At 71.8% G+C, this 19515-nt stretch carries 17 protein-coding genes and 2 riboswitches; of the genes, 3 read left to right on the top strand and 14 right to left on the bottom strand.

Annotation, left to right across the window (positions count from 1 at the left end; translation table 11 throughout):
- Window positions 1-17: 17 nt before the first annotated feature.
- From H1W00_RS04875 to H1W00_RS04850, 6 genes are all read right to left on the bottom strand, one after another.
- Window positions 18-1139, bottom strand: a complete 1122-nt coding sequence (locus tag H1W00_RS04875; RefSeq protein WP_181754162.1) for a Gfo/Idh/MocA family protein — start codon at window positions 1137-1139, stop codon at window positions 18-20.
- On the bottom strand, window positions 1136-2002 hold the full coding sequence (locus H1W00_RS04870; protein WP_181754160.1) for a TIM barrel protein: 867 nt from the start codon (window positions 2000-2002) through the stop codon (window positions 1136-1138). The genes H1W00_RS04875 and H1W00_RS04870 overlap by 4 nt, the downstream gene beginning before the upstream one ends.
- A 70-nt stretch (window positions 2003-2072) precedes the next feature.
- Window positions 2073-3245 (bottom strand): substrate-binding domain-containing protein, encoded by a 1173-nt coding sequence (locus H1W00_RS04865; protein WP_206679969.1) that lies wholly within the window; start codon window positions 3243-3245, stop codon window positions 2073-2075.
- 11 nt (window positions 3246-3256) lie between these two features.
- Window positions 3257-4333: an ABC transporter permease gene (locus tag H1W00_RS04860; protein ID WP_206679968.1), complete on the bottom strand. Its 1077-nt coding sequence runs from the start codon at window positions 4331-4333 to the stop codon at window positions 3257-3259.
- Window positions 4330-5325, bottom strand: a complete 996-nt coding sequence (locus H1W00_RS04855; RefSeq protein ID WP_181754156.1) for an ABC transporter permease — start codon at window positions 5323-5325, stop codon at window positions 4330-4332. Before H1W00_RS04855 ends, H1W00_RS04860 begins: the two co-directional genes overlap by 4 nt.
- Entirely contained in the window at window positions 5322-6845 is a 1524-nt protein-coding gene (locus tag H1W00_RS04850) for an ATP-binding cassette domain-containing protein (RefSeq protein WP_181754154.1), read from the bottom strand. Before H1W00_RS04850 ends, H1W00_RS04855 begins: the two co-directional genes overlap by 4 nt.
- 93 nt (window positions 6846-6938) lie before the next feature.
- On the opposite strand from H1W00_RS04850, the gene H1W00_RS04845 reads away from it, so the two are divergent.
- Complete coding sequence (locus tag H1W00_RS04845) at window positions 6939-8105, top strand: ROK family transcriptional regulator (protein ID WP_338072825.1); 1167 nt, start codon at window positions 6939-6941, stop codon at window positions 8103-8105.
- 109 nt (window positions 8106-8214) lie between these two features.
- Here H1W00_RS04845 and H1W00_RS04840 read toward each other — a convergent pair whose 3' ends face one another.
- The 7 genes from H1W00_RS04840 to H1W00_RS04810 all read right to left on the bottom strand — a co-directional run bounded on the left by H1W00_RS04840 (window position 8215) and on the right by H1W00_RS04810 (window position 16020).
- The gene (locus tag H1W00_RS04840) at window positions 8215-8856 is read right to left on the bottom strand and encodes a hypothetical protein (protein ID WP_181754152.1); all 642 of its coding nucleotides are present in this window, start codon (window positions 8854-8856) and stop codon (window positions 8215-8217) included.
- Window positions 8853-9668: an ECF transporter S component gene (locus H1W00_RS04835; protein ID WP_286930281.1), complete on the bottom strand. Its 816-nt coding sequence runs from the start codon at window positions 9666-9668 to the stop codon at window positions 8853-8855. The genes H1W00_RS04840 and H1W00_RS04835 overlap by 4 nt, the downstream gene beginning before the upstream one ends.
- Window positions 9665-11266 (bottom strand): ABC transporter ATP-binding protein, encoded by a 1602-nt coding sequence (locus tag H1W00_RS04830; protein WP_181754150.1) that lies wholly within the window; start codon window positions 11264-11266, stop codon window positions 9665-9667. The genes H1W00_RS04835 and H1W00_RS04830 overlap by 4 nt, the downstream gene beginning before the upstream one ends.
- The gene (locus H1W00_RS04825; protein ID WP_181754142.1) at window positions 11263-12405 is read right to left on the bottom strand and encodes an energy-coupling factor transporter transmembrane component T; all 1143 of its coding nucleotides are present in this window, start codon (window positions 12403-12405) and stop codon (window positions 11263-11265) included. The genes H1W00_RS04830 and H1W00_RS04825 overlap by 4 nt, the downstream gene beginning before the upstream one ends.
- A gap of 74 nt (window positions 12406-12479) precedes the next feature.
- A riboswitch (cobalamin riboswitch) is annotated at window positions 12480-12615 on the bottom strand.
- Between the two features lie 8 nt (window positions 12616-12623).
- Window positions 12624-13469: a hypothetical protein gene (locus H1W00_RS04820; RefSeq protein ID WP_181754140.1), complete on the bottom strand. Its 846-nt coding sequence runs from the start codon at window positions 13467-13469 to the stop codon at window positions 12624-12626.
- Window positions 13466-14998, bottom strand: coding sequence for a prenyltransferase/squalene oxidase repeat-containing protein (locus tag H1W00_RS04815; RefSeq protein ID WP_181754138.1), 1533 nt, complete (start codon window positions 14996-14998; stop codon window positions 13466-13468). Before H1W00_RS04815 ends, H1W00_RS04820 begins: the two co-directional genes overlap by 4 nt.
- 76 nt (window positions 14999-15074) lie before the next feature.
- Window positions 15075-15226, bottom strand: a riboswitch (cobalamin riboswitch).
- Between the two features lie 20 nt (window positions 15227-15246).
- The gene (locus H1W00_RS04810) at window positions 15247-16020 is read right to left on the bottom strand and encodes an endo alpha-1,4 polygalactosaminidase (RefSeq protein WP_181754136.1); all 774 of its coding nucleotides are present in this window, start codon (window positions 16018-16020) and stop codon (window positions 15247-15249) included.
- 59 nt (window positions 16021-16079) lie between these two features.
- Here H1W00_RS04810 and H1W00_RS04805 point away from each other — a divergent pair, with 59 nt between their 5' ends.
- Together H1W00_RS04805 and H1W00_RS04800 are read left to right on the top strand one after the other, a co-directional pair.
- On the top strand, window positions 16080-17972 hold the full coding sequence (locus H1W00_RS04805; RefSeq protein ID WP_181754134.1) for an acyl-CoA dehydrogenase family protein: 1893 nt from the start codon (window positions 16080-16082) through the stop codon (window positions 17970-17972).
- Between the two features lie 96 nt (window positions 17973-18068).
- Window positions 18069-18827: a hypothetical protein gene (locus H1W00_RS04800; protein ID WP_181754132.1), complete on the top strand. Its 759-nt coding sequence runs from the start codon at window positions 18069-18071 to the stop codon at window positions 18825-18827.
- A gap of 128 nt (window positions 18828-18955) precedes the next feature.
- Here the strand turns inward: H1W00_RS04800 and H1W00_RS04795 are convergent, their stop codons facing one another.
- The gene (locus tag H1W00_RS04795) at window positions 18956-19444 is read right to left on the bottom strand and encodes a MarR family winged helix-turn-helix transcriptional regulator (RefSeq protein ID WP_181754130.1); all 489 of its coding nucleotides are present in this window, start codon (window positions 19442-19444) and stop codon (window positions 18956-18958) included.
- Window positions 19445-19515: the final 71 nt, after the last annotated feature.

Genomic DNA, 19515 nt, shown 5'->3' with positions numbered 1-19515 from the left:
TGTCCCTCCTTCGATGATCAGGATCTCGCGAGTGCGACCGTGTCGCGTCCGGCGACGGCACTGCGCTCGATCGCGTCGAGCACCCGCTGCACCGCCAGACCGTCCTCGAACGACGGCGTGGGGTCGGTGCCGTCCGCGATCGCGGCGAGGAAGCCGGCGGCCTGGGTCGTGAACGTGTGGTCCCAGCCCAGCACGTGACCGGGCGGCCACCACGGCTCGAGGTGGGGGTGGTCGGGCTCGGTGACGAGCACGCGGGTGCGTCCCTCGCCGGTGTCGATCCACAGCTCGTTGAGGCGCTCGAGGTCGAAGGCGACCGAGCCGCGGGACCCGTACACCTCGATCTGCAGGGCGTTCTTGCGCCCGGTGGCCATCCGGCTGACCTCGAGGCTGACCATCGCTCCGCGCGACGTGCCCAGGAGCGCCCACGCGGCGTCGTCGACCGTCACCGGCTCGGGACCGGAGGGTCCCGGACGCGACCCGACGAACGTCTCCAGCCGGCCCGCCACGCTCGAGACCTCGTCGTCCAGCAGGAAGCGCACCTGGTCGACCACGTGCGAGCCGAGGTCGCCCAGCACCCCGGACCCGGCCTCCTCCTTGCGCAGCCGCCAGGTCATCGGGGCCTCGGGATCGACGAGCCAGTCCTGGAGGTAGGAGGCCCGCACCTGGCGGACCTCGCCGATCCGGCCCTCGGCGATCACCTGGCGCGCCAGGGCGAGCGCGGGCACGCAGCGGTAGTTGAACCCCACCATCGAGCGGACCCCGCGCGCGCGGGCCTGCTCGGCGGCGACGACGAGCTCCGCGGACTCCTCGAGCGTGTTGGTCAGCGGCTTCTCCACGATGACGTGCTTGCCGGCGCGCAGGGCGGCCAAAGCGATCTCGTGGTGCAGGTGCCCGGGGGTGCAGATGTCCACGATGTCCACGTCGTCGCGGGTGACGACGTCGCGCCAGTCGGTGGCGGACTCGCGCCAGCCGAACTGGTGGGCTGCCGAGCGGACGGCCGAGGGATCGCGGCCGACCAGGACCTGCTGGGCGACCGGGGGCAGGTGCGGGTGGAACGCCCCGACGTTGCGCCAGGCGTTGGAGTGGGCCTTGCCCATGAAGGAGTAGCCGATGACGGCCACCCCGAGCTCGCGCGTCATCGTGACTCCCCCGTTCGGTTCAGCTCGCGCAGGAACGCCAGTCCGTCGCGCGCCAGGTCGTCCTGCGTCGGCGCGAGGGGCCGCCAGATCGACGCCGCCGTGGCGATCGAGGCGTTCTCGGCCGTGAAGCTCTCGATGACGAGAGGGCCGGTGTGCCCGACCTCGTCAAGGGCGCCGATCAGGGCGTCCCAGTCGGTCTGGTCGCCCCCGGGCGCACCGCGGTCGCTGCCGCAGACCTGGATGTGCACGAGGTGCTCGCCCGCCGCACGGATCGCGCCCGCGCTGGACCGCTCCTCGATGTTCAGGTGATAGGTGTCCAGCGCGAGGCCGAGCGACGCCCCGAGGAGTCCGTCGAGGCCCTCGAGCGCCTGGTCGACCGTGTTGACGAGCGACGTCTCGTAGCGGTTCAGCGGCTCGATGCCGATCCGCACGCCGCGGGACGCCGCGTGCTCCACGACCGGCGCGAGACTCTCGCGCCACTGCCCGTAGGCCTCGCGGCGCTCGTCGGGCGACAGGCGCCACGTGCGGCCGGTCGCCGCGTAGAAGGGGCCGCAGACCGCCTCCGCGCCGATGCCGGCGGCGAGGTCGACGCACCCGCGCAGGTAGTCCTGCGTCGCCGCGACGGCCGCGTCATCGGCCCCGACGAGGTCGCGTCCCGGCGCCATCGCGCCGACGACCGAAGGGGCCAGGCCGGTGCGCGCGAGCGCCGGACCGACGACGTCCGCCGTCAGGTCGCCGAGGTTCTCCAGCGGCAGCTCGACCGCGTCGAAGCCGAGGGCGGCGACGTGCTCCAGGCGAGCCTCGACCGTGGCGTCGGTGAGCGGCGACTGCCAGACCCACGTGTTGATGCCGATGCTGCGCACGACTTCTCCTGTCGAGAGGGACGGGTGGGTCCCGGGTGGCGGCGCCGAGTCGCCGCCACCCGGTTCGCGATCAGCGGTCCTGCCAGGCCTTCGGGAAGCCCGGGAGGTCCTCGCCGCCGAACTTGGCGTAGTGCCCGTCCGGCATCCCGTCGTTCGCCTTCAGGTAGTCCGCGCGGTCGTCCTCGGTGATCGGCGACTGTGGCAGGACCCACTCGGCCGGCACCTCCTCGCCCGCGAAGATCTTCTGCAGGGCCAGCAGCGGGGTGCGCCACTGGAAGTTGGAGTAGACGGGCGCCAGGCCGGTCAGGCCGGTGTCCTCCCACTTGCGCAGGAAGCTCATCTCGTCCTCACCGGTCATGACCGGGTAGTCCTTGCCCGCGTCCTCGAAGGCCTCGATGGCCGCGACGGCACCGTCACCGGCGTCCATCCAGACGCCCTTGATGTCGTCCTGGTTGATGGCGTCGGTGATGATCTGCTTGATCTTGGTGGGATCGGCGTCGGTGAACTGGTCCTCCGCCTCGATGTCGTTCTCCTCGAAGATCTTCTCGGCCGCGGCCCAGCGGGTCTCCAGGACGTCGACGCCGGGCAGGATGCGCAGCGCGATGACCTTGTCGCCCTTCTCGAGGTTGTCCACGAGGAACTCGGCCGTGTCGATGCCCCACGCGTAGCCACCGATCGGGTGGATGAACGTGGTGGCGCAGTCGGTGTCGACGCCGCGGTCGAACACCACGACCGGCTTGCCGGTCTCACAGGCGCGCTCGACGGCCGGGGTCATCGCCGCCGTGGAGTTCGGCGAGATGATGAAGGCGTCGCAGTTGCCCTCCTTGATGAAGTAGTCGATGTCGGCGATCTGCGTGTCGTCGGAGTCCTGCGCGTCGCGGGTCTCCATCTCCGAGACGACGCCCTCGTCCTGCATCACCTTCAGCTGCTGCTGCATCGTGATCCAGCCGGTCTGGCGCCACGGGTTGCTGATCGAGGCGTTCGCGAAGCAGACCTTCTTGGCGCCCTCGGTCTTGAACTTCGCGGTGTCGGCCATGTCGCCGGCGATGTACTGCATCCACGGCGTGGCGGGATCGCCCTCGAAGGTGGCGCTGCGCTGTTCGTCCTGACGGTCGAAGTCAGCCTGGACGAACCACTCGGTGTCCTTGGATCCCGAGTCGTCGTCGCCGGAGTCGGGCACGTCGTCCGTGCTGCAGCCGGCCAGTACCAGGACGGCCGCGGCCGACACCAGTACCCCTCTCATGGATGCGCGCATCAGTTCTCTCCTGTCGTTGCGCCCGTGGCGGGCTGGGGTGATGGGGGTGGAGAAGTCGTGGGGCCGCGGCGGCGCCCTGCGCCCTGCCAGGCCCGGCCCGCGAGGGCGACGGCGGCGATGATGATGAGGCCCTGCACGGTGTCGCGCCACGTCGACGCGATGCCGAGGCTGGTCAGCAGCACGAAGAGCAGCTCGAGCGCGAAGGCGCCCGCCGCGGCCGAGAGGACCCAGCCGCGTCCGCCGCCAAGCACGACGCCGCCGAGCACGACCGCCGTGATGGCGGCGAACTCGTAGCCGCCGCCGACCGAGGGGTGAACGCCGGCGTAGCCGACCAGCAGGATGCCGGCGACTGTCGCGGACAGGGACGAGATCATGAAGGCCCGCGTCTTGGTCCACCACAGCGGCGTGCCGGAGAAGCGTGCGGACTCGGGGTTGTCGCCGGCGGCGATCAGGGTGCGACCGAACGGACGGCGCATGAGCCACACGGCGAACGCTCCGACAGCGATGAGCACGATCAGCGGGTACGGGATCATCCCGACGACCGGCACGTTCTCGATGCCGCCGCGGCCGATCTCGCGGAAGCGGTCGGAGGGGTTGCCGGTCGCGGCGCCGCCGGTGACGTATCGCACGAGACCCGTCAGCGACAGCATCATGCCGAGCGTGACGATGAAGCTCGGCACCTTGAGCAGCGTGGTGGCCAGCCCGTTGAGCAGCCCGATCCCGGCGCCGACGGCCAGCATCAGCAGCAGCCCCGGCAGGATCCGCGACTCGTCCTGACCGATGACGTTGCCGGCCAGGACGACCTGGGCGGCGATCACCGCGCCCATGGAGAGGTCGAACTCGCCGCTGACGATGACGAAGTACTGGCCCATCGCGGCGATCGCGATCGGCGCCGTGCGACCCGCGAACCGAATCAGCGAGTTGCCCTCGGCGAAGCTCGGGTTGGACACGATGATCGCGAGGAGCAGCGCGATGACGAGGAGGAAGACGGCGCCGCCGGGGGTGGCCAGGACGCCCAGGAACCGTCGGCCGGGGGTGCCCTCGTGGAGGGGCAGCGCGCGCACGCTCATGCTCATGAGACGACCTCCTTCGTCGCGCCGAAGCGCTCGGGTCGCCGGTCGATCTCGCGGCGCGCGTAGACGGCGACCGCGACGACGATGACGATGCCGCGCACCACGTCCTTCAGGAACGGGTTCAGCTCCATGACGCCCATGACGTTGTCGAGGACGGCGAAGATGCCGACGCCCGCGATCGTGCCGACGATGCTGCCCTTGCCGCCCGAGAGGAGGGTGCCGCCGAGCACGACCGCCGCGATGGACATCAGGTCGTAGCCGGCCTGCGAGCCGACCGTCGGCTGGCCGACGCCGAGGCGCGCGAGCAGCAGCAGTCCGGCGAGCGCGGCCGTCACGGAGCAGATGACGTGCGCCGCGACGATCGGCACCTGCGTCCGGACGCCCGACATGCGGGCCACCTCGGCGTTGCCACCGACGGCGTAGATGTGGTGGCCGAGGCGCGTACGGCGCAGCATCAGCACGGCCAGCCCGGCGCACACGAGCATGATGAGCGTGGCCACCGGCACGGGGCCGATGCGCGTGGCGTCGAGCAGCCGGAAGGCGTACGGCGCCGTGCCCGAGCTGCCCTGGTAGTTCGACCCGAGGAAGCCCGAGACGATCAGGCCGGTGCCGAGCGTGGCGATGAAGCCGTGGACGTGGAGCATGCTGACGATCAGGCCGTTCAGCAGGCCGAAGAGCACCGCGACGCCCAGCGCCACCGCGACGCCGAGGGCGATGTTCGCGGAGCGGTCGGCCATGATCCCGCCGGCCAGAACACTGGCGAGGCTGACCATGAAGGGCACGGAGAGGTCCAGCGAGCCCACGAGGATCACGAGGGTCTGGCCGATCGCGATCAGGCCCAGGATCGTCATGGTGGTCAGGACGTTGTCGATGTTGCCGACGCTGAAGAAGTTGCGGCCCTCGAGCGCCGTGATGATCGAGCCGGCGACGATCGAGACCGCCAGCACGACGAACACGATCATCGTCGAGTCCAGACCTGCCAGACGTGCCTTCATGAGGCGATCTCCTCGTCCAGTCCGGCCGCGAGCGACAGGATCGTCTCCTCGTCGGACCCGCCGGGCAGCTCGCCGGCGAGCCGGCCGTCGCGCATCACGAGGACGCGGTCGGACATCCCGATCACCTCGGGCAGCTCGCTGGACACCATGAGCACGGCGATCCCGCGGGCGGCCAGCTCGCGCATCACCTCGTAGATGGCGTGCTTCGCGCCGACGTCGATGCCGCGCGTGGGCTCGTCGAGGAGCACGATCCTCGGGTCGGTGACCAGCCATCGGGCCAGGACGACCTTCTGCTGGTTGCCGCCGGACAGGAACTGGGCCTCCTGGCTCAGCGAGCGGGCCGAGACCGACAGCGAGCCGAACAGACCGGGCACCTCGCGCCGAGCCGCCTCGGTGCGGCGCGGGAAGACGGCGCGGACCACGCCGAGCGCGTTGTCGAGCAGGGACTGCTGCAGGGACAGGCCGGTGGCCTTGCGGTCCTCGGTCACGAGCGCCAGACCGGAGCGGATGGCGCGGCGCGGGGAGCCGATCGGGGTCGCCGCGCCGTCGACGGTGAGCTCGCCGCGGGTGAACGGCTCGATCCCGAAGATCCCCTCGAGCAGCTCGGTGCGGCCGGAGCCCTGCAGGCCCGCGATGCCGACGATCTCGCCGGCGTGCAGCGTCAGGTCGATGTCGTCGACGTAGCCGTTGCCGGCGCCGCGCAGCTGCAGTCGCGGCTCGCCCACCGTGGTGCCGGGGGTCGGGTCGGGGATGAACGAGTCCATCGGCCGGCCCACCATGAGGCGCACCAGCGTGGCCTCGTCCAGCTCGGAGGCCGGGCGCGTGTCGACCTGGCGGCCGTCCTTCAGCACGGTCACCGTGTCGCACAGGTCCAGCACCTCGCGCAGGCGGTGGGAGACGTAGACGATGGCGACACCGCGCGAGGTCAGCCGGCGGACGATCCCGTAGAGCAGCTCGACCTCGTGGTCGGCCAGCGCGGCGGTCGGCTCGTCCATCTGGATGACGCGGGCGTCGAAGCTGACGGCCTTGGCGATCTCGACGATCTGCTGCTCGGCGACCGAGAGCGAGCGGACCCGGCGCGACGCACGCAGGCCCTCGATGCCCAGCCCGGTCAGCAGTGCGGTGGTCTCCTGCTCCATGCGGCGCGTGTCGACGAGGCCACCGCGACCGCGGGGTTCGCGACCGAGGTGGATGTTCTCGGCGATCGTCCGCTCGGGCAGCAGGTTGAACTCCTGGAAGACCGTGGCGAGCCCGGCGCGCTGCGCCTCGACGGGGTGGCCGAAGGTCACCGCCTCGCCGTCGAGCTCGATGGAGCCGGAGTCGGCCGGGTGCACGCCGGCGAGGATCTTCATCAGCGTCGACTTCCCGGCGCCGTTCTCGCCCACGAGTCCGAGCACCTGTCCGGCGACCAGATCCAGGTCCACACCGTGGAGGACCTGGTTGCCGACGAAGGCCTTCGTCACGGCGCGGACGCGCAGCACCGGCGCGTTCTCGCGCACGTTCGGGTCAGCCTCGTTCACGCAAGCACTGTGACACAGATCTCCACTTCTGTCGAGTATTCGGTAAAAGTTGTCGGCTGGACGTTCAAAAGGCTGAATGGTTGAATCAGCACCGTGAAGACCAGCGACGTGTTCGCACTGCTCCAGCGCGAGGGTCGGCCCATGACCCGCGCCGAGCTGGCGGCGTCGAGTGGTCTGGCGCGCTCCACCGTGGCCTCACGCGTGGACCTCCTTCTGAAGCTCGGGCTGATCGCGCCGTACGGGGGCCGCAGCTCCACGGGCGGCCGTCCGCCGTCGCTGCTCGCGGTCAACACCGGGGCGCGCGTGGTGGCCGCGATCGACCTCGGCGCCCGGCACGCCCGCGCCGCGATCGTCGACCTCTCCGGTGCCGTGCTGGCGCAGGACCGCGAGGACCTGGACATCGCCGACGGCCCCGTGCCCGTCCTGCGTTGGGTGACCGCGACCGTCGACCGCCTGATGCTTCAGACCGGCCGCCCCCGCACGGACCTCGCCGGCATCGGCATCGGCCTGCCCGGCCCCGTGGAGCACTCGACCGGTCGCGCGATCAACCCGCCGATCATGCCCGGGTGGGACCGGTTCGACGTGCCGCAGTTCGTCCGGCGCTCGTTCGACGTGCCCGTGCTCATCGACAACGACGTGAACATCATGGCGCTGGGCGAGCAGGACACCCAGTTCCCCGACGAGGACGACCTGATCCTCATCAAGGCGGCCACGGGCATCGGCGCGGGCATCATCGCCGGCGGCGAGCTCCAGCGCGGCGGGCAGGGCACCGCCGGGGACATCGGGCACATCCGCGTCTCCCGCGGCAGCGACGTGCTGTGCCGGTGTGGCAACGTCGGCTGCCTCGAGGCGCTGGCCGCCGGGCCCGCGATCGCGCGGGTGCTGGACCGGCCCGGGGTGACCACGGCGACCCACGTCGTCGACCTCGTCCGCTCCGGCGACCTGGCCGCGATCCAGGCGGTGCGCCAGGCGGGCCGCGACATCGGCGACGTGCTGGCGATGATCGTGAACTTCATCAACCCGTCGGTGGTGGTGATCGGCGGCGCCCTCGCCGAGGCCGGCGAGCACCTGCTGGCCGGCATCCGCGAGGAGGTCTACCGGCGCTCGCTTCCGCTGGCCACCGAGCACCTGCGCATCGTGCCGTCGGTCAGCGGCGAGCAGTCCGGCGTCCTGGGCGCCGCGGCCATGGCGATCGCGCACGTGCTCTCGCCCGAGGCGATCGAGCAGGCCAGCGCCGAGTTGCTGGCCGCCGCCGACTGACGCCGAGTGGCGCAAACCGGGGTCACGAGGGGCGCAAGAACGCCCGCCACTCGGCGAGTGGCGGGCGATTCTGCGCCACTCGCGGTTCCGGTGGGCGAGTGACCGGGGGTCAGTCGCGGCGGCGGCGCGCGACGACGAAGGCGGCCACGGCCACCAGCAGGGCGGCGACGATCGCGATGGGCAGCGCGACCGTGGCGAGGGAGGACGACTCATCGTCGGTCACGGCCTGGTCGCCGTGGTTCTCGTGGTCCGCGACCTCGGCATCGGCACGCGTGGAGGCGTCGGCGGCGGCGTCGACCGGGACGTTCTCGCCGTCGGCCATCAGGTGGTACCTGAGCGCGATGAAGTCGCCCGGGACGAGCTCGTACTCCTGCAGGCCCACCGAGGCGTAGCCCCAGTCCTGGCCCTCCTGGGCCACCAGGAACGCCCAGTAGCCCGGGCCGTTCAGCGCGTTGCCGCACTTCTCCTGCTCCGGTGCCGGCAGTCCGTCGATGCGGCACACCATCGGCATCGCACCGCTCGTCTCCGCGGTCTCGACGCCGGCGGCGTTGAGGGCCTCGAGGCCGGTCGTGCCCACGGCGTCCTGGGCGCACACGACCCGGTCCTCGCCGTCGAGCGAGCCGAACTCCAGCACGATCGGGACGTCGCCGGCCGCCTCGCAGGACTCCTCGGCGGTGGCCGTCGTCGGCAGCGCGACGACGCTCGCCGACAGCAGGGTCACCGCGGCGAGGCGGGCGAGCAGGCTCTTCATGTGGACTCCTTGGAGAGGTACCGGGCGCGCCGGGCGGCGCGCCTCAACGTGGCCAGGACGGCCGGCCCGAGCACGAGCACCAACACGCAGTTCGTGATCGCGCGGCCGAGGTCCCAGCCCCAGAACGAGGTGAGCAGGGTGAAGACGAGGAAGCGCTGCAGGTTCTCCAGCACGGGGTCGCCCGGCACCATGGCCAGCGAGTCCTCCGCGCCGGGGATCGCGATGCCGAGGGTGAACGGCCAGGACGACAGGTTCATCAGCAGCCCGTAGGCGAACGCCGCGATCACCGTGTAGACCGCGAGCACGGCGATCTCCGACCGCCCGGTGAACCGCCGCGGCAGCAAACCGGCGCCCATGCCGACCCACGCCGCGCACAGCATCTGGAACGGCAGCCACGGCCCCACGCCGGAGGTGAGCAGCGCCGACGCGAACAGGCTCGTGCACCCGAGCACGAAGCCGAAGCCCGGCCCGAAGACCCGACCGCCGAGGATCAGCAGGAAGAAGATCGGCTCGACGCCGGCCACGCCCGCGCCGAGGGGCCGCACGGCGGCGTTGATCGCGCTCAGCACCCCCAGCATCGCGAGCGCCTTGGAGTCCAGGCCGCCCTCGGACAGCTCCGCGATCACCACCAGGACGACCACGGGCATCAGCACCATGAAGATGAAGGGCTGGTCCACACGGGTCTGGTCCGGCGCGGGCGCGAAGATCAGCGGCCACAGCAGCATGAGCAGCCCCGCGACGCTGGCGGCGCCGAGCACGAGCGCGGACCGCAGGGTGACCGGGACGGCCTCGGCGGATCGCAGGCCGCTCACCGGACCACCTCCGTGGGCAGCGCGGCCGACACCTCGTCGACGGTGAGCCAGTCGTGACCGAGCACCTTCGACACCTGGGGCGCGAAGGCGGGCGACTCCGCCAGCACCGTGCGGACCGGCCCCGTGGAGACGATCTCGCCCTCGGCCATCACCGCGACGGTGTCGGCCACGGTGGCGACGAACTCCACGTCGTGGCTGGACACGACGATCCCGCGACCCTCGGCGGCGAGGTCGCGCAGGATCGCCGCGAGGGCCGCCTTGCCCGGGTAGTCGAGGCCGCGGGTCGGCTCGTCCAGCACGACCACCGCGGGGTGGGCCGTGAGGACGATCGCCAGGACGAGGGCCAGCTTCTGCCCCTCCGAGAGGTCGCGCGGATGACGGTCGCCGGGGATGCCCGGCGCGAGACGGTCGAGCAGCGCGCGGCAGGTCCCCGGGTCGACGACGGACTGGTCGTCGGCGGCGGCGCACTCGCGGTCGACGGTCTCGAGGTACAGCAGGTCGGAGGAGGTCTGCGGGACCAGGCCGACCAGCATCCGCGCCTCGGCCGGGCGCACGTCGCCCGGGTCCACCCCGTCGACGTCGACGACGCCCGCGGCCCGCGCGCCCGTGCCCTGCACGGCCCAGAGCAGCGAGCTCTTGCCCGACCCGTTGCGGCCCATGAGCGCGACGACCTCACCGTGGCCGACCTCCAGGTCGACCTCCTTCACGGCCGCGAAGCGCCCGTACTGCACGGTGATCCCCCGCGCTCGCAGCGCCGGCGGACGCTCGAACGGCACGTGAACGGGCGGCGGACCGAGCCGCGAGGCGAGCGGCCTCACCCGGCGCCGCGCCTCACGGACGGACAGCGGCAGCGGGCTCCAGTCGGCGAGGCGTCCGAGGTGCACGAGCGGCGGCGCGACCGGCGCGTCCACGAGCAGGGCCGCCGTCTCGCCGATGCGGACCCGGCCGTCCTCGACCACGACGAGCCGGTCGGCGAACGGCACGACGCGCTCCATCCGGTGCTCCGCGACGACGACGGTGAGCGCCAGGTCGTCGACAAGGCGCGCGATCGTGGCCAGGACGTCCTCGGCCGCGGTGGGGTCGAGCGCCGAGGTGGGCTCGTCGAGCACGAGCACGCGCGGGTGCATCGTCAGCACCGAGCCGATCGCGACGCGCTGCTGCTGGCCACCCGACAGCGAGCGCACCGAGCGGCGCCTCAGGTCGGCGATGCCGAGCAGGTCGAGCGTCTCCTCGACGCGGCGACGCATCGTCTGCGGGTCGAGGCCGAGGTGCTCCATGCCGTAGGCGAGCTCCTCCTCGACCACGTCGGCCACGAAGCCCGAGGCCGGGTCCTGCGCGACGTAGCCCACGAGGTGCGCCAGCTCGCGCGGCGGCCTGCCGAGGACGGACGAGCCGTCGATGCGGATGTCGCCGCCGAGCGTGCCGCCGGTGAAGTGGGGCACGAGGCCGTTGAGCATCCCCAGCAGCGTCGACTTGCCCGAGCCGGTGCGGCCGGACACCAGCACCAGCTCGCCCTCCTCGATCTCGAGGGTGACGTCGCGCAGCGTCGGGTCCTGGGCGCCGTCGTACCAGAAGGTCACGTCGCCGAACGAGATCATGCGTCCTCACCCCCCACCTGGTCGTGGGCGACGGGCGCCTGCGGGGCGACGAACACGGGCAGGATGCCGATGGCGACCACCGCGAGCGACAGCACGCTGAGCGGGGGCCAGCCCGGGACGTCGGGGTAGATCACGGGGATCTGCTGCGTCGACAGCGCCTTGAGGCCGATCGCCACGGCCACGCCGGACGCCGCGGTGAGGTACTCGGCCGCCTGCCAGGCGATGGGCCGGTAGCGGGTGCGGTGCACCCGGCGGCCCGCCGACCGCAGGGCCAGCACCGCGAAGACCAGGCCCACGGCCAGCATCGGGTAGGACAGGAAGCGCGGGGCCGTGCCGTCGAGGTAGCCGTAGGTGCCCACGCTGAGGCCGAACAGGCCCACCAGCATCAGCACCCCCGTGGCGAAGCGGTCGCGAGGCGCGACCGTGCCGGAACGGCCGTAGCCCCGCGCGTCCATCCCGGCGGCGAGCGTCATCGAGCGGTCGAGGGCGTCCTCCAGCACGGGGATGACGATGCGGTGCATCGCGCCGGTGCCGCGGCTCGCGTCACCGCGCAGCTTGCGCGCGCGGTTCACCCGGCGCACGCTCTCGGCCAGCTGGGGGAAGACCGAGACGGCGACGACCAGGGCCGCGCCGACCTCGTAGAGCGCCGGCGGCGCGGCGGCGAGCAGCTTCTTGGGGTTCGCCAGGGAGTTCGCCGCGCCGATGCAGATGATCAGCGTGGCCAGGCGCATGCCGTCGTAGAGGCCCAGCAGCACCTCGTTGACCGTGACGTCACCGAGCAGCTGGACGCCCCGCGCCACCTCGGGCAGCGGGATCTCGGGCAGGCCGAACAGCACGGGGTCGCCCGGTGCCGAGCCGCCGCCGAGCAGGATGCGGAAGACGACGCGCATCACCACGATCAGCAGCCCGAAGTACAGGTAGTAGCGGAACGACAGGGCCCACGGGGCGTCGCCGCGGCACGCCGCCACCACGAGCGCCGCGATCGCGACGATGACCAGCAGCAGGAAGGGGTTGAGCGTGAACGACGCGCCCGCCGCGAGGCCGAGCGCCCACAGCCACCACGCGCCGGGGTGCAGCTCGCGCCGGGGACGCCCGGTGGCTGGGCTCCTGACGGGGGTGGAGTCGACGACGGCGGTCATCCGGTCCCCTTCCCCGCGGTACGGGGGCGAGGTCCACGAGGGCGATCGCCCACCCGTCGTTGCGCGACAACATGTGGTGGTGGCCGTCCGGCGCGGGTTCCCGGCTCACTCCGCCGGGTGGGGCGGGGCTCACGGTTGCGGCACAGCACCGGAATCTCACCGGTTTCCCCTGGGCCGGACGTTGGTCCAACGCCCGCGAGTCTACTCCCCCGCGACCGTCAGCCGGACCGGCGTCGGTACCACGTGACGCCCCCGGCAGCGGCCAGCAGCACCACGACGCCGGCTCCCGCGACCAGGGCGGCGGGCGACGTCGAGTCGGACCCGGCCTCGGCTGCCGTGGGCTGGACCGCGGGCGCACCGGCGACCGGCTCGTCCCCACCGGAGGTCGTCGGCGCCTCGGTGGTGGGCGTGGCACTGGACGACGGCGTCGCCGACGGGGTCGGCCCCGACGTGGCCGGCGAGGTCCCCGCGGACGGGGTCGCCGAGGCGCCGGGGACGGCCGCCTTCGGCGCTGCGGTGGCGGTGGTGCGCTCGGTCGAGCCCTTCGGACGCGGCTTGTCCTTCGCACCCGGCTTCGACGTCCCGGAGGTGGGACGCGTCGTCTCCCGGGTCGGCGCCGGTGCGACCGCTGGCTGCACCGACGGCCACGTCCGCGAGGACGAGGTCTGGAACACGAACGCGACGGAGCCGCCCTGCGGCACCTTCAGCGAGGAGGCACCCACGCTCGCGTAGGCCCAGCCGGACTTCCCGTCCGAATAGAACAGCGCCCAGTAGGCGTCGCTCGGGGAGGCCTCGACGCAGGGGTCCGACGCGGGCGCACCGTCGACACGGCACACGAATCCCGGAGCGCGCGACGCGTAGGTCAGCCGGTGGCCGGCGTCGGTGAAGTTGCTCGCGGCACGGCCACCACCGTCGGAGTCGCACCCGACGCTCGAGCCCACCACGACCGTGACGCCCTGGCTGCCGCTGCACGCCGCGGCCTGGGCCGGTGCGCTGAGGGACGCGGGTCCGGCGGCGACCCCGAGGAGGGTCGCCGCCAGGACACGACGGAGCAGTCGGCTCACTTGACGACCCGGAAGACCCTCACGCCGTTGCGCTCGGCGTAGGCGCCACGGACGATGACCTTGACCTTGCCCGTCTTCCGGCCCACCTTCAGGCGGTACGTGTACGTCCCGCTCTTCGACGCGACGCCGCGCTTGACCAGCTTGCCGCGGTAGTAGACGCGCACCGGCTCGGCGGCGGCGAGGCCGCGCACGACGACCTTCTGCACCTTGGCGCGGCGCACCTTGGACTTCGACGAGACCCGCAGCTTCTTGGCGGCCAGCACCTGGACCGACGTGGTGGCGACCGTCCGGCCGGTGGCGTCGGAGACAGCGACCGTGCGACGGGCGGTGCCCTTCGGGACACGGAGCGTGAAGGTGGCGCGGCCCGCGGCCGGCACGACCTTTCGGGCGGTGGAGCCACCGGCGACACGCGCCGTGCTGCTCCAGCCGGCGGCGAGACCGCTCGCGGTGACGTTGACGGTGCCGCCCGAGCGGGCGAACCGCGGCACGGCCGCCGCGGCACGCGGCGACGAGAGCAGCGCGAGGGCCGGAGCCGCCTGCGTCGAGGCGCGGATCCACTGGTCGATCGCGAGCTCGTCGATGCCGTCCGCGGTGCCCGCGGTCAGGGCCGCCCGGTCGTAGGCGATCGCGCCGGTCTCCGAGGCGAGCTTCCCGCCCGTGGCCTCGGTGACCTGGTGGCGGGCGATCCACGAGGCGGCCTTCGTCGCCTCGGCGGCACGACCCGCGCGGCTCAGCGCCACGGCGGCCAGGCCGGTGCTGTTCGTGTTGGGGACGCCGTTGCCGACGAAGGAGCCGTCGGCCGCCTGGGCGGCGGCGATTGCGTCCACGGCGCGGTCGATGACCGCAGCGTCGACGTCGAGTCCGGCCTCGCGCGCGTCCACCAGGGCGTTGAGGGCAGCCGTGGTCGTATCGATCTCCGGCACCTCAGGGCAGGGCGCCGTGAGCACCTGACGGAAGGTCCCGTCCGCGCACTGCTGCGCCGCGACGTAAGCCACCGACGCGGCGGCCTCGTCGCTGTCGCCGGCGATCAGGCCGCGGGTGGCGAATGTCTGGCCGAAGAGTCCGTAGGTGTCGCTGGACTCGCCGGTCTCGTCGTTCGTGGCAGCCTCGATCTGGGCGACCAGGTCACGACCGCCGACCGAGGCGACGTCGCCCCCGGCGGCGTCGACCGCGAGCAGGAGCTTGCCGGCCGACGCCGTGTAGAACGTCGTGACCTCGTTGAAGGTCGACTCGACGTACTCGTCGACGCGGGAGGTGACGGTGGAGAGGATCGTCTGCTGGACGGCCGGCTGGACGCCGAGCGCGCGCAGGGCCCCGAGGACGTCGAGCGTGAGACCGAAGTCGTCATAGTCCCACTGGTCGTTGTGGACGACGCCGTTTGTCAGCTGCGCGGAGAGCCACTGGCCCGCCGCGGAGGTGGACGGGGTGGAGGCCGCCGAGGCGGAGGGGGCGACGGCGACGGCGGTGGACACCGCGACCGCGCCGCCTGCGAGCACCGCGAGGGCGCGTCGACGCAGGGATGTACTCATGGGGGTTTCCTTCCCGCTGCACAGGACGGGAAGGGGCCGATGTCATCAGCTCCGCCCGCTGCGTTCCTCGACAGCGTGTGGCCGGTTCCGACAGGCAGGTGCTCCGGCTCGCCGTCCCGAGGGGCGGTCTCACGGTTGCGGGTCAGCGCCGGATTCGCACCGGCTTCCCCTGGCACTGCGGAAGGTGATTGTTCAGGCGCACTCTAACAGGCCGGGAGCCCCGACTTTCCCTCTCGTCGAGGGCGGGATCAGCACGTGCGGTAGACGTGGCCCTTCGCGCCGCGCGGGACGACGTCGCGATCGCGGAGCAGGACCGAGATCCTCGACCCGCGCGCGCGACAGGCGCGCGTGAACGCGCGGCGGCCGTTGTCGGTGTACTCGATCTCGATGACGCGGCGGCCGTACATCCGCGTGTACCGGCCGCACTCGCGGTACACCTCGCACTCCTCGGCCACCGCGAAGTCGAAGCCGAGCCTGCGGCCGTTGATCTCGGCGGTGTTCTTCTGGGCGATGGCGAGGCCCTCGGCGTGCGCGGCGGTGACGAGGCGCTTGGCGTAGGCCCGCGCCTGCGACCGCCGGATCAGCCGCTGCGACCGGGTCCACGAGTCGAGGTTGTCCGGCTCCACCGCGCGGTACCCGCGATCGGCGCAGGAGGCGAACCACGTCCGCATCACCCGTGCCGCGGCCGCGCGCTTGCCCGGCGAGCGCAGGTCGAGCAGCACCTCGTCGGGCCAGCCGGCGTCGCGCACGACGCGTCCCCTGCCGTCGCGCAGCAGCAGGCTCGGGTGCTTCTTTTTCCACCAGCGCAGGCTGCCCGGCTGCGTCTGGAACGCGTTCACGTAACAGATCGAGTACACGCCGGGCGCGGGCTTCTCGGTGCGATCCCGCACGACGACGTCCACCTTCGAGGCGGGCCGGTACGCCCCACCGAGCTGGTAGTCGGCGACCCCGCCGGCCGGCGGGAGCGTGACGGGCGTGACCGCCGCGAGCACCGCGAGCAGCAGGGAGGACAGGAAGGTCATGCCTCAGGAGTACCAGTCTTCGCCGTGTCGTGGTGGGCCGCCGCCACTAGCCTGTGCCCATGAGTCTCGGTGAGGAACTTCGACGGTCCATCGACGGCAAGTGGCGCCACGTGCGTGAGCAGAGCCGGGCGGAGCTGGCGCAGCTGGACCTGACGTACGACCACTCGCTCACCCTCGACGAGGCCCGCGAGCGCGTGCTCGACCAGATGAAGCAGCTCGTCCCCACGGGCATCCCCGCCGCGGGCTTCCGCACCGAGAACGGCGGCACCGGCGATCCGGGGATGGCCGTCACGGGCATCGAGATGCTGGCCCAGTTCGACCTGTCGCTCATGGTGAAGGCCGGCGTGCAGTGGGGCCTGTTCGGCGGCGCGATCGAGAACCTCGGCACCGAGCGGCACCACGAGAAGTACATCCCGGCCCTGATCAACCTGGACCTGCTTGGCTGCTTCGCGATGACCGAGACCGGTCATGGCAGCGACGTGCAGAGCCTCGAGACGACGGCCACGTACGACCCCGCGACGCAGGAGTTCGTGGTCCACTCCCCCACGCCGTCGGCGCGCAAGGACTACATCGGCGGCGCCGCCAAGCATGCGCGCGTGGCCGCGGTGTTCGCCCGCCTCATCACCCTCGGCGAGGACCACGGAGTGCACTGCTTCGTCGTGCCGATCCGCGACGAGGCCGGCGAGGACCTGCCGGGCGTCACCACCAGCGACTGCGGGTTCAAGGGCGGGCTCGGCGGTGTAGACAACGGCCGCCTCATGTTCGACGAGGTGCGGATCCCCCGCGACAACCTGCTCAACCGATACGGCAACGTCGACGAGGGCGGCGTCTACTCCTCCCCCATCGACAGCCTCAACGCGCGCTTCTTCACCATGATCGGCACGCTCATCCGCGGCCGCGTCAGCGTGGGTGGCTCCGCCCGTGCGGCCGCCGAGGTGGCGCTCAGCATCGCCAGCCGGTACGCGCTCCAGCGCCGCCAGTTCGAGGGCGTGCCGGGCGAGGAGACCGTGCTGATGGACTACCGGATGCACCAGCGCCGCCTGCTGCCCCTGCTGGCCGAGGCCTACGCGTTCCGCTTCGCCCACAACCAGCTCGTCGCGCGCATGCACCGCCTGCAGACCGAGGCCGACCCCGACGCCCACGCGCAGCGCGAGCTCGAGGGCCGTGCCGCCGGCCTGAAGGCCGCGCTCACCTCGTTCGCCACCCGCGCGATCCAGGAGTGCCGCGAGGCCTGCGGCGGTGCCGGGTACCTGGCCGAGAACCGGCTCACGACCCTCAAGGCCGACAGCGACGTCTTCACCACGTTCGAGGGTGACAACGTCGTGCTGCTGCAGCTGGTCGCCAAGGAGCTGCTGACCTCGTACGCCCAGGAGGTCACGGGCCTCGACCCGGTGGGCATGGTGAAGTTCGCCGCCAGCACCGTGGCCGAGACGGTCAAGGAGCGCACCGCCGCCGCCCAGCTGATCCAGCGGCTGATCGACGCCCGCTCGCGCGACGACGACCACAACCTGCTCGACCGCGGCACGCAGCTGGACCTCTTCGAGGACCGCGAGCAGCACGTCATCGAGACGGCCGCCCGGCGCCTGCGCCGCGCCGGCAACGACAAGGGCGCCGCCTTCGCCGCGTTCAACGCCGCCCAGGACCACGTGGTCAAGATCGGCCAGGTGCACATCGACCGAGTCGTGCTGGAGGCGTTCACCGCCGGCATCGCCCGGACCGAGGACGACGCCGCGGCCGACGTCCTGCGCGACGTCTGCTCCCTCTACGCCCTCACCATCATCGAGCGCGACAAGGCCTGGTTCATGGAGCACAACCGCATCAGCGACACACGCGCCAAGGCGGTCACCACCGAGGTCAACGCCCTGCTGGAGAAGCTGCGCCCCCACACGCTCGCGCTCGTCGAGGGACTGGGTGTGCCGGAGGAGAGCCTCGGCGCCGAGATGCTCGGCTGAGATCACATCCGCGACTTGATGGTTCTTCGGAACTATCCGGTTCAGCCGTGGCAGACTGACGCTGCTCAACTCATACATTTCGTCTCGGGGAGAAAAATGAACCGACGCATCACCCAGGTCGCGGTCGCCGCCGCGGCCGCCATGGCACTCTCGCTGGCCACGCCCGTGTCCGCCCAGGCTGCCGATTCGTCGCCCGCCAAGCGCGGCAGCGTCTCCACCGCTGTCACCGCGCCCGTCACGACCTCCGCCACCGGAGCCGTCCGTTTCACGAGCCACGCCGTGCTCAACAGCAGCTCAAGCACCTACGCACGGACCGCCGTCTCCATCTCGGCTCCCGGGGCGGTCAGCTGGTACGTGCGCGGCGACGTGTTCGTGAACGGGGTGCTCCGGGTCCGCGACACGAGCATCGCTTCGCACAACTACCCCACCGGCCGCATCTACTGGCCGCGCGCTGCGGGCTACGGCACGGCACAGCTGCGCAACGTTCGCGTCGAGTCGTACGACGCCGCAAACAAGCAGACCGTGTCGCCGCTGCCCGCCAGCAACGTCATCCGGGTCCGTCGCAGCACCGGCTACCTGGAGTCCGCCTCCATCGTCAAGCGCGGCTCGAAGCTGACGATCAAGGCAAAGAACTGGCGCGTCTACCAGCCCAACGGCAGCACCGTCCGCGTTCCCAAGATCACGGTCAAGCGCTACTACAAGGGCAAGTGGCGCAACGTGAAGCACGTCAAGTTGAACCGCAACGGTCACGGCAAGGCCAGCTGGAAGTCCAAGAAGAAGTACAAGTACCGCGTCTACCTGAAGACGACGTCCACGGTTCAGGGCACATTCCTGTACTGGCCGCGCAAGATCTGACGCAACCGCTTCCTGCCGAGCGCCGGTCCACCTTCGGGTGAGCCGGCGCTTCGCGTTGTGGGACGAACGATGAGGCATTCGGGTACCCCAGCGGGGCCGAAGGCATCATCCTTCGTCCCGAGCGGAACTCAGCTCCAGTCGTCGCGGCGCAGCGGGGTGAGCAGCTCGTGGATCGTGCGCTGGTCCTGCGCGCTCACGCCGCCGACGCCGAAGTCGAGGTCCGTCAGCGCCTCGGTGGCGGCGTCGAGCACCTTGGTGCCGGCCGGCGTGAGCGAGGCGAGCGCGCGGCGCCGGTCGCGCGGGTCGATGTTGCGGTCGACGAGTCCGTCGGCGACGAGCCGGTCGATGACGTTGGTGACCGACGTGGGGTGCACCATGAGCCGCTCGCCGATCTTCGACAGCGGCAGCGATCCCGAGGAGCTGAACGACAACAGACGCAGCACCTCGTAGCGCGCGAAGGTGATGCCGAACGGCTTCAGGGCACCGTCGAGGCGGGCGAGCACGATCTGGTGGACCCGCATGATCGAGGTCGCCAGGCGCATCGAGGTCGCGTCACCGATGCGCTCCTCCCAGAGCTCGCCGGCGCGCTCGAGCGGGTCGAAGTCCAGTCCTGGCATGGCTCCACCGTAGCCATCCGCACCGCCCTGCGCGTCCACGGACCGATCCCGGTGGTGTCGCCGTGGCGGGA

The organism is Aeromicrobium phoceense, assembly GCF_013868155.1.
In the GTDB taxonomy this organism is placed as follows: domain Bacteria; phylum Actinomycetota; class Actinomycetes; order Propionibacteriales; family Nocardioidaceae; genus Aeromicrobium; species Aeromicrobium phoceense.
This window is presented reverse-complemented; position numbering and strand designations above follow the sequence as displayed.